This window comes from Dietzia sp. B44 (genome assembly GCF_014145245.1).
GTDB classification, from domain to species: domain Bacteria; phylum Actinomycetota; class Actinomycetes; order Mycobacteriales; family Mycobacteriaceae; genus Dietzia; species Dietzia natronolimnaea.
Map to the genome: position 1 here is coordinate 48,770 of NZ_JAALEF010000511.1, position 9,339 is coordinate 58,108.

At 66.7% G+C, this 9,339-nt stretch carries 9 protein-coding genes and 1 pseudogene; 8 read left to right on the forward strand and 2 right to left on the reverse strand.

Annotated elements, in window-relative coordinates:
• A pseudogene (locus G6017_RS17125) lies at positions 1-336 on the forward strand (sulfite exporter TauE/SafE family protein); the annotation flags it as partial.
• 117 nt (positions 337-453) lie between these two features.
• Here G6017_RS17125 and G6017_RS15580 read toward each other — a convergent pair.
• Positions 454-630: a hypothetical protein gene (locus tag G6017_RS15580; RefSeq protein WP_182618152.1), complete on the reverse strand. Its 177-nt coding sequence runs from the start codon at positions 628-630 to the stop codon at positions 454-456.
• 197 nt (positions 631-827) lie between these two features.
• Between G6017_RS15580 and G6017_RS15585 the strand changes: the two genes are divergently transcribed.
• The 6 genes from G6017_RS15585 to G6017_RS15605 all read left to right on the forward strand — a co-directional run bounded on the left by G6017_RS15585 (position 828) and on the right by G6017_RS15605 (position 8,356).
• Complete coding sequence (locus G6017_RS15585; protein ID WP_308161422.1) at positions 828-1,478, forward strand: hypothetical protein; 651 nt, start codon at positions 828-830, stop codon at positions 1,476-1,478.
• Between the two features lie 209 nt (positions 1,479-1,687).
• On the forward strand, positions 1,688-2,653 hold the full coding sequence (locus G6017_RS15590) for an NADP-dependent oxidoreductase (RefSeq protein WP_182618154.1): 966 nt from the start codon (positions 1,688-1,690) through the stop codon (positions 2,651-2,653).
• A gap of 215 nt (positions 2,654-2,868) precedes the next feature.
• Positions 2,869-3,201 (forward strand): hypothetical protein, encoded by a 333-nt coding sequence (locus G6017_RS16400; RefSeq protein WP_182641699.1) that lies wholly within the window; start codon positions 2,869-2,871, stop codon positions 3,199-3,201.
• Positions 3,202-4,184: 983 nt separating this feature from the next.
• Positions 4,185-4,481: an antitoxin Xre/MbcA/ParS toxin-binding domain-containing protein gene (locus G6017_RS15595; RefSeq protein WP_182618156.1), complete on the forward strand. Its 297-nt coding sequence runs from the start codon at positions 4,185-4,187 to the stop codon at positions 4,479-4,481.
• Positions 4,482-4,487: 6 nt separating this feature from the next.
• Positions 4,488-5,078: an RES family NAD+ phosphorylase gene (locus tag G6017_RS15600; RefSeq protein ID WP_182618158.1), complete on the forward strand. Its 591-nt coding sequence runs from the start codon at positions 4,488-4,490 to the stop codon at positions 5,076-5,078.
• 551 nt (positions 5,079-5,629) lie between these two features.
• Positions 5,630-8,356: an ATP-dependent DNA ligase gene (locus tag G6017_RS15605; RefSeq protein ID WP_182618160.1), complete on the forward strand. Its 2,727-nt coding sequence runs from the start codon at positions 5,630-5,632 to the stop codon at positions 8,354-8,356.
• Between the two features lie 51 nt (positions 8,357-8,407).
• Here G6017_RS15605 and G6017_RS15610 read toward each other — a convergent pair whose 3' ends face one another.
• On the reverse strand, positions 8,408-8,785 hold the full coding sequence (locus G6017_RS15610) for a hypothetical protein (protein WP_241731598.1): 378 nt from the start codon (positions 8,783-8,785) through the stop codon (positions 8,408-8,410).
• 85 nt (positions 8,786-8,870) lie between these two features.
• On the opposite strand from G6017_RS15610, the gene G6017_RS15615 reads away from it, so the two are divergent.
• On the forward strand, positions 8,871-9,339 hold a 469-nt coding region (locus G6017_RS15615; RefSeq protein WP_182609254.1), incomplete at its 3' end, for a helix-turn-helix domain-containing protein.

Sequence of the window (9,339 nt, forward strand, 5' to 3'; positions counted from 1 at the left end):
GTGGGCGTGGCCGCGCCCGCGATGCTGGTCTACGCACAGGCCACCAACTGGAACCAACGGTCCTTCGCGGCGACCCTGCAACCCATCTTCTTCACCATGGGATTGACCTCGGTCATCACCAAGGTCGGCCTGGGCGCCGCGCCGATCTCCGGACTACCGCCGCTGCCGGTGATCGGGCTCGTCGTGGCGATGGTGCCGGTCGGCCTCCTCCTCGGCGGACTCGTGGCGAAGCGGGTCACCGCGACGGCGGGACGCAGGGTCGCCGTGGTGGTGGTGACGGCCGGCGCCCTCGCGCTCCTCGTGCGAGGCGTCGGGAGCGTGGCCGGGGTGATCTGAGTCGCAGTGGGCCGGACCGCGGTGGGAACGCAGAAAGACCCCGGGCCGCGGGTGCGGTCCGGGGTCTTGGGTCCGAGGTCTGCCCGGCCTTTCAGCTGGTCAGGAGAGACCGACTTGTCAGGAGATGCCGCCGAGGAGGTCGGTGGGCAGCATTCCGGTCAGCGAGTCGGCGCCGCTGCCGTTGCCACTGCTGGCCCCCTGGAGCAGCGAGCCGAGGCCGAGCGATCCCAGGATGGGGGCCGCGAGCGATCCGATAGCGAGGGAGCCGAGCGAGCCGAGTGCATCTGAACCCATGGTGGACGTCCTTTCGGGCGGGTACGTGTCGTGACGTGGCGCCGTTCGCGCCTGCCCGGCCGATGGTAGCAGCGGTGTGGCGCACACCACACCACCGGACGAGGCGGCGCGATAGGTCCGGACTGCGCCGTTCGAGGTCGACGCCGGTTTCCGATATGACGGCTCCACAATGGTCTTCCGTCGTCCAGAATCGTCTCGTGAGAGAAATCGAGCTTCCGCGCCCCGACACGATGGCCCCACGGTGGTCCGCACTGGCCGCGGTGCTCGCCGCGTACGGGCCGCGCTGGGCGGAGTCCGCCTACTCGGACGGCTCCACCTGGCACTACGACGACGGCGGCGGCAACTGGGCCGATATCCGCTTTGTCAGTGACGAGCGGGCAGTGCTCCTCGGCCACGACCACGAGTACTCCACCACGTACTTCCGCGCCGCCGCGGAGTACTTCGGGGAGCCCGAGACCGACCTCCTGGCCGGCTGTCCCCCGTGGTGGGCGGAGGCGATCGGCGACTACCTCGAGCGCATCGATACCCACGGCATGTGGATCGGATTCATCTACGGATACGACTGCGGCACGTGGACGCGCGCCGACTACAGCGCCGACGACGGCTTCACCTCCCTGAACCTGCCGCTCCTCGACGACCGACTCGTACTCAGGCAGATCTTCGACCAACTCACGATGTCCGTCGGGGGCCGCCCGGCCGCGGCAGACCCCGACCCGCGGGACCTCGACCGGATGCTCGCAGAATGCCCCGACCTCAGCGCCGACACGGCGCAGGCGCTCCTGGGCGGGCGAGGTCTGGACGTCGACGCGGCCCTCCGCGCCGCCCAGCAGTTCCGGCGGAGGGGCTGAGCGCTCTGGCCCGATCTGCTGGCGGCGGTCCGCCGGGGTGCTCTGGTGGTGGTGACCGCTGGCGCGCTGATGCTGCCGGGGCGGGGCTCGGGGGCTTGGCCGCGGCGGTCTGAACGGGTGCGCGGTTACCATGCGGACACGTAGTCACTCGTGTCAACAATCAAGCGGAACCGCCCCGTTTTTCGCCGGTTCTGCGGGAAAGAGAAACAATGAGCGTCTCAGCTGGCCCCGTCCGCGCCGTCGGAGTGACGACCTACGGGGGCCCGGACGCTCTGCAGGTCGTTGACGTCCCGGCCCAGGAGCTCGGGCCGAGCGAGGTTCGCGTGCGAGTCACGGCCGCAACAATCAACCCCACCGACACCTACACGCGCAACGGTTCTCGGTCGAAGACCGGAACTCCGCGCGGAGCTGCAGATGTCCCGGGCATGGACATCGCGGGCACCCTCGTCGAGATCGGCGAGGACGCGACGACCTCCCTGTCGGTCGGCGACCGGGTGATGGGGATCGTGGTGCCCCGCGACGAGCACGGTGCATATCGCGAGGACATTGTCCTGCCTGCGCAGTCGATCGCCGCCTCACCCCGCGATACCGACGACGTCGCTGCGTCCACGCTTCCTATGAACGGCCTCACCGCTCGGCGCGCTCTCGACCTCCTTGATCTCGAGCCCGGACAGACTCTGGCGGTCACCGGAGCGGCTGGATCGACCGGTGGCTACGTCGTGCAGCTGGCCAAGCACGCCGGCCTCACCGTTGTTGCCGATGCGTCCGAGGCGGACGAAGAGCTTGTCCGGTCGCTCGGCGCCGACAGAATAGTCAGGCGAGGAGACGGCGTCGCCGACCGCATTCTCGAGCTCTACCCCGACGGGGTCGACGGACTCTTCGACGGAGCCGTGCAGGACGCCGCCGTACTCCCCGCGGTCAAGACCGGTGGAGGCGTCGCGACCGTGCGGTGGTACCAGGGCGACGGCAGCCGGGACCTGAAGGTCCATGCCGTGAGCGTGGCGGACATGGCCGAGGAGCAGGGCAAGCTCGACGAGCTGCGGCAGCTGGCGGAAGACGGCGTGGTCACCCTCCGTGTGGCGGACAGCTATTCGCCCGCAGACGCGGGGCGGGCCCACGAGCGGCTCGAAGCCGGCGGAACGCGCGGACGGCTGGTCATCGACTTCACGAGGTGATGTACCGGCAGGTGAATTCGGAAGCACTACGCGGTTCGTCGAGCTTTCGTCCGGCGGACGCGTCGAACGTTTGCGACACTGTGCAGGGACCGGAGGCTCACTAAGTCGACTTGCGGTACTCCGGGCGAGACGGGGGCGAGGCGGTTAAGCCTTTCCGCAATGATCAGCCCATCGCCAAGCCGCTGGGCAAGCCGGTTCCACTTCCACTGTGTGGCGTGAGTGCTATCGAGCTGTTCAAGCTCTCGCGCTCGGGCAACAACCTCGTGTTGTCGAGCATCTCCGAGCAAATCCTCACCGCCTGCGCTGCAGCAGTCGGGAAACGGGCATACAAGCAGAGGCCACACGGTTCGGTTGGCCCGGGCCAGTTCCAAGCGACGTTTCGGCACGCCTCTACCGAGGTCGCTGATGTACACATGTCTCGGGGCGGCCGGTCCACTGCGGATGGATCGATGCTGACTCTTACGGCTCTGCAGATCGCACTTGTCTCGCCGACCAATTCCACATTCGTAGCCAATCGCGCCTTCAATAACACAGACCTCACCGAGTAGACCTTGCTGCCACATAGTGACCGGGTACCGAGCTGAAAGGTCTCGAACTAGCATCAGCAACTCGGCGACGCGATCCGGGGCGTTCGGCCCGACATGAACTTTCGACGCAGCTAGGGCCACCTCGTCCGGCGCGAGTGCCGTAAGCGAGTCCCACATATCTCTCAGCGCGGGGATGCCTCGCGACGGATTGAGACAGCGCCACCCGACAGCGATGACAGCAATTACTGGCAGATTTACTCCGGCGCGTTGAAGATACTCGGCGGTCTGTCGCCATAGGCCCGCCTGTACCTGAACCCAGCCGGGTGCTGGCCTCTCGACGTGAACGTACGGCGCAATGATCGCCGTAGCGCCATGAAGGATCTGGTAGTTGACTACGGACTCAACCAACTCGGCGCGAACGGCGACGCTCATGAGATCTGCCGGCGAGTACTCTTTTGCATCCGCGAACGGAACCGCGCACCAAGGGGCGCTCGGATCCTGACGGTCTTGAAGAAAGTACGTCTCCGGATCGACAAGGAAGGGGACTCCGGCTTCTCGCGCGGTCCTAGCGAGCAGTTGCCCTCCCGGTTTTGTGGGCACATGCGCGTCCACCACGAGCCGGGCCGGTCGGTGCATCGCCGCCGCTCGCCCTGGGGTCAACCCGTAGACCCTTCGCACGAACGTGTCGTCCGTTGCTCCGACTCGGATGGTCAGCTGCGATCGATCGGATGGCTTGCGCACCGAAGCAGGCATGTCCCGCGTCCTTTCTTTCGTTCCGAGAGTAGCATCGACTGCAGTCAAGACCGCAGAAAAAGATGCAAACTGACCGCAGAAAGCACGCGTCTCCGAGGGCGAGGCAGTCTAAAATGACAGACCACAAGGGACACCGGGGAAAAAAGTCGACGCGAGCTGGAGGACAGAAATTGGCAGGGACTAGTGGGCGCACGGCGGGCCGCGCCGGCGAAGCTGGAGGGTCGCTGACGTACCTCCGAATTCTCGAAGAGGTGGCCGACTCCGGCATCAGCCGCACCGAACTCGGCAAAGTGGTTGGTGCAGCAGAGCGCACCGTGCAGACATGGGTGGCGGGCACCAGTAAGCCGACGGGGGTCCGGGCACAGCGACTCCTCGACGTCCAGCTCATCGTGCGGCTGCTGGGCGAGACTTATACACGTGAGGGGATAAAAATATGGTTGAACTCGCGAAACCGAAACTTGGACCTGCGTCGACCAATCGACTTGCTCGAGGACGGACAGATCGATGCCGTTCTCCAAGAGGTCACTCGGATCGCGGGGGGTATGTGAGTCGACATGGACTCTCTTGCCAATCGGCTCGCCGGTCAGTCACCCGTGAGGATCGCCGGGGAATGGCACCGCCATCTGCCCGCTCGCTTTAGTGATCGGGCCATGGAAGGCCGGACCTCATACTCGCGGTGGGGTCGCGACCGGGGGTTCCCAGTTCTATACCTAGGGAGACCGACGGATTCGGTGATCGTCGAGGCCTACAGGCATCTGGTTGACCCCGTGGTTGACGATCCGGACATCCGCCATCACCTCGCGCCGCGCGCGATGGTGACTGCCAAGGTCGATGTTGGCGACGTTCTAGACCTCCGAAGTGCCAGCGCAAGGGCCGAAGTCGGATTAGCTCTCAGACAAATGCAGTCTGGGACAGAGGATCGCCACGCCTACACAGCGTGCCAAGAGGTGGCGGCGGCCGCTCATCAACAGGGCTTTCATGGGCTCGTCGCTCCCGCAGCTACACAACGTGGTGAGACCCTTGCATTGTTCAGCGACAGACTTGCTGAAAGCGAACTGCCGGTCATCATCGAAACATCGCCATGGAACACGTTTCCGGACGATCCCCGACTGGGCCCGCGACTGCGACTGGTTTCCGACAATTGAGAGCAGATGCACCATAGGGGCACTCGCCCGCAACGAGGGATTGCGGGTCTGGAGCAATGCTTGCCCGCAGTAGATCCCTACAGCTGGCCGACTCTAGACATGCGCAAGACCAGGGTCCCGGTCTGCCCCAGGTGCACCTGGCCTTGCGACTCGCCCGACACCCATGGTGCCGTGCTCACACTCCACGATATCCGACCGCGCCAGTGGGGCGAGACCAATCCACTGGCCCGCGACAGGGACTCGGCGTCCTCGCCTTAGGGACTACAGGAAGGCGATCTGATCAACGCGAGCAATTGGACAGATGGAGCTACTGACCAGTCTCTGAGAATTCGCTTTGCAATCAAGGGCAACTGACCATCCGACTCAGTACCCGTTCCGAGCAGGCATTTTTCCCTAGATCGCCGAATCAATCCAACTGATTTGCACTCTAGTTGCAATGAAGAGTGCGACTCCCACTCTCGGATGGGGCTTCCCTCGGCTGCGGGGTAGCGCGACCTGAAACCGCGGGTCAGCCGGTCGCCACTGTCCGACGCAAGTGCCAGAGTGGACCCATGGCGAGCAAGGGCGGCAAGGAGTCGGTCGAGGTCGACGGGCGGACCGTGCGGTTCACCCACCCCGACAAGGTGCTCTACGAGGCCACCGGCACCACCAAGGCCGATGTTTTGGAGTACTACCTGGCCGTGGCGCCTCACCTCATGACGTACGCCGGCCAGCGTCCCGTGACGCGCAAGCGCTGGCCCGACGGAACCGAGGACAAGTCGTTCTTCGAGAAGAACCTGCCCTCCCACGCGCCCGACTGGGTGTCGCGGGTGGCGATCGAGCACTCCTCCCGCACGGTCACCTACCCGGTGCTCGACTCCCCCGCCACGCTGGCGTGGTTCGCCCAGCAGGCCGCGCTCGAGCTGCACGTGCCGCAGTGGACACTGTCCGACGGCGAGCCCGGGCGGACGCGGCGGATCGTCATTGACCTTGACCCCGGTGAGGACGTGGACCTGGATACGACGGCGAAGGTCGCACTGCGCGTCCGAAATCTCCTCTCCGAGGCCGGATTGGACGCCTTTGCCGTGACCAGCGGATCCAAGGGCATCCACCTCTACGCCCGCCTGGACAAGGCCGTCTCCTCCAAGGGCGCCTCCGCGGTGGCCAAGCAGATCGCCCAGTCGCTGGCCAAGCAGACCCCGGACCTGGTTACCGCCACCATGAAGCGCTCGATACGCGACGGCAAGGTGTTCGTGGACTGGAGCCAGAACAGCGGCGCCAAGACCACCGTGGCGCCCTACTCACTGCGCGGCCGCGCAGAGCCGTGGGTCGCGGCCCCGCGCTCGTGGGAGGAACTCGGCGACGGCGGGCTCAAGCACCTGCACTGGGACGAGATGCTCAAGCGACTGGAATCCGAGGGCGACCTGCTCGAAGGGCTGGAGGGACCCGAGAAGAAGGGCGGCGCGTCCACGAAGGGTGCCGCGAAGAAGTCGTCGGCATCGCGGGAGAAGAAGTCGGGGGGCAGCAGGAAGAGCTCGTCGTCGTCATCGGATGACGGGGACCCCGAGCGCGGCGGTTCCGGATCCGACAGCGCCGATTCCCGCGGTGCCGATTCAGGCGCTTCCGATTCAGGCGGCAACGACTCGACCCGCGCCGCGGCGGAGGAGGGCTGCGACGCCGGCCCCACCGACGCCGACGCGGTAGTGACAAGCCTCGACGAGTACCGCCGCAAGCGCGACCGCCGCAAGACCCCGGAGCCGTTCGACGGCGAGGTCGACACCGATCGCTCCGACGGCGACGGCCCGATCTTCGTGATCCAGGAGCACCACGCCCGCCGTCTGCACTTTGACCTGCGGCTCGAACACCACGGCGTGCTGGCCTCGTGGGCCGTGCCCAAGAACCTGCCGACCGAGCCCAAGGACCGGCGGCTGGCCGTGAACACCGAGGACCACCCGCTGGGCTACGAAACCTTCGAGGGCACCATCCCCAAGGGCGAATACGGCGCCGGGACCATGACCATCTGGGACCAGGGCACCTACGAGTGTGAGAAGTGGCGCGAGGACGAGATCATCGTGTGGCTCAACGGCGAGCAGGTCTCCGGCCGGTACGTGCTGGTGCGCACGAGCGCTGAGAAGAACCAGTGGATCGTGCAGTACATGAAGGACCAGTCCCCGGACTCCTTCTACGGTGGACGGGACAACCCGAAGTCGTCCTACCCCTCGGATGAGGATCGTTCCGGCGCCTCGGACACGTCGCCTCCGCGCGGCTCAGATAAGTCGACTTCCCGCGGTTCGGACAAGTCTCCTGCCCGCGGCTCAGACGATAAGGCGATCCGCGACTCGGACATGGCCGACCTCCCCGATGCTCCCCCACTGCCGATGATCCCCACCTCGGGGTCGGTGACATCCCTGCCCGGGGACAAGTGGGCCTTTGAGGGCAAGTGGGACGGCTACCGCGTGACCGTGGCGACCGATGGCCGGCAGAGCCGGTTAATGAGCCGCAACGGCAACCCGATGGACTGGCTGGCCGACGGCTTCCCCGGGCTGGCGCAGGCGATCGGGAAGCCGGCGGTGCTCGACGCCGAACTGGTGGTGCCGGGCCCGGACGGCGTGCCCGAGTTCTCCGCTTTGGCCAAGCAGGCCGCCGCGGAAGGAGACGACTCGTCGATCGGCCCGGTGCACCTGTTCGTCTTTGACGTGCTCGGGCTCGACGGTGTGGACCTGCGCCGGGAGCGGTGGGATCGGCGTCGCGAGGTGCTGGACCTGTTGACGCCGGCACTTGAGGAGGTCGAGCGGGTGCACGTGCCGGGGGTTCTCGACGGCCCCGGCGACCGCGCACTGGCCGAGGCCGAGGAGTTCGGCTGGGAGGGCATCGTGGCCAAGCGCCGGGACTCGCACTACCAGTCGGGCCGGCGGGCCAAGACGTGGCTCAAGGAGAAGCTGCTCACCACCACCGAGGCCGTAGTCGGCGGCTGGCGACCGGGAAAGGGCGGGCGCTCCGGCTCACTGGGCTCGCTGCTGCTCGGGCTGCCCGCGCAGACCGGGCTCACCTACATCGGCCGCGTTGGCACGGGCTTCACCGATCGGCAGGGCAAAGCTCTGCTCGAGGAGCTCGAACCGCTGCGCCGCCGCTCGAGTCCGTTTCTCGAGAACCTGCCCAGCGACGCCCGCCGCGACGCGATCTGGGTGTTGCCCAAGCTCGTGGTGGAGGTCCGCCACCAGGGGTTCACCGAGGATGGCGTGCTCCGGCAGTCATCGTGGCGGGACATCCGGCGGGACAAGCTGCCCGGGGATCTATAAGCCCCTCGCAGGCACTGCGCGATGCACTGCGCGATGCACTGAACAGTCCTACTAGTGGGCATCTCCGTTAGTTCGTCGGGGGTCGGTGATCCAGGCGGTGGGGTCGCCGAGGTAGAGGCCGCAGGCGGTGTCGAGGGCTTCTTCGGGAGTGCCTGAGGGCCATCCGTTTGGCAGGGCGGCTTGTTGGTAGTCGTTGTGGCTGGCGCGGTAGATCGCAAAGCCCCAGTTGCTGGCTGATCCGGCGTAGCGCAGTCGGCAGAGCTTGACTTCGTCGCCGTCGGTCAAGGTGGCATCGACGTAGGCAAACCCGGCCCGGTAGCGGGTGTGCAGTTCCTGGATCTGGGGCCACCGTTCGGACGCGCGCGCCAGGAGTTTCTGTCGCAGTGAGGTCTGGGTCGACTCGGGAATCTTGGCCATGATCTCCATCATCGCCGCCGCCCGTTCTCGCCCTCGACTTCCGGCTTGTTCCGGCGTGGCGGCTTGGCGGTCGCCTCCGGCTGGGCCAGAAATGAACATGCCTCCCACCAGCGCCGACATCGTCATCCTCACCGACAAGGAACGCGACGAGCTGACCCGCCGCGCGAACGCTGCCCGCTGTGCGCACCGTGACGTACTGCGCGCCCGGATCGTCCTGGCCGCCGCAGACGGTGACGCGAACGCTGTGATCGCCCGCGACATCGGGGTGTGTGACGACACCGTGCGCCAGTGGCGTCATCGCTTCTGCGCCGAGCGCCTCGAGGGGCTCAAAGACCGGCCCCGCTCGGGACGGCCGCGCGTGTTCACCCCCGTCGAGGTCGCCCAGGTCAAAGCGTTGGCGTGTACGCGTCCGGCTGACCACGGTCTGCCGCTGACCAGATGGTCGGCCGCCGAGCTGAGAGCCCACGCCGTGGCCACCGGGCTGGTGCGCCCGGTGGCCACGGCGACGATCGGGCGCTGGCTGGCCGCCGATGCGATCAAGCCGTGGCAGCACCGATCGTGGATCT

Excerpts from the sequence above, each read along its gene's own strand:
- G6017_RS15580 (WP_182618152.1), bottom strand. The coding sequence starts at position 630 with ATGGGTTCAGATGCACTCGGCTCGCTCGGCTCCCTCGCTATCGGATCG.
- G6017_RS15590 (WP_182618154.1), top strand. The coding sequence starts at position 1,688 with ATGAGCGTCTCAGCTGGCCCCGTCCGCGCCGTCGGAGTGACGACCTAC.
- G6017_RS15600 (WP_182618158.1), top strand. The coding sequence starts at position 4,488 with ATGGACTCTCTTGCCAATCGGCTCGCCGGTCAGTCACCCGTGAGGATC.
- G6017_RS15605 (WP_182618160.1), top strand. The coding sequence starts at position 5,630 with ATGGCGAGCAAGGGCGGCAAGGAGTCGGTCGAGGTCGACGGGCGGACC.
- G6017_RS15610 (WP_241731598.1), bottom strand. The coding sequence starts at position 8,785 with ATGATGGAGATCATGGCCAAGATTCCCGAGTCGACCCAGACCTCACTG.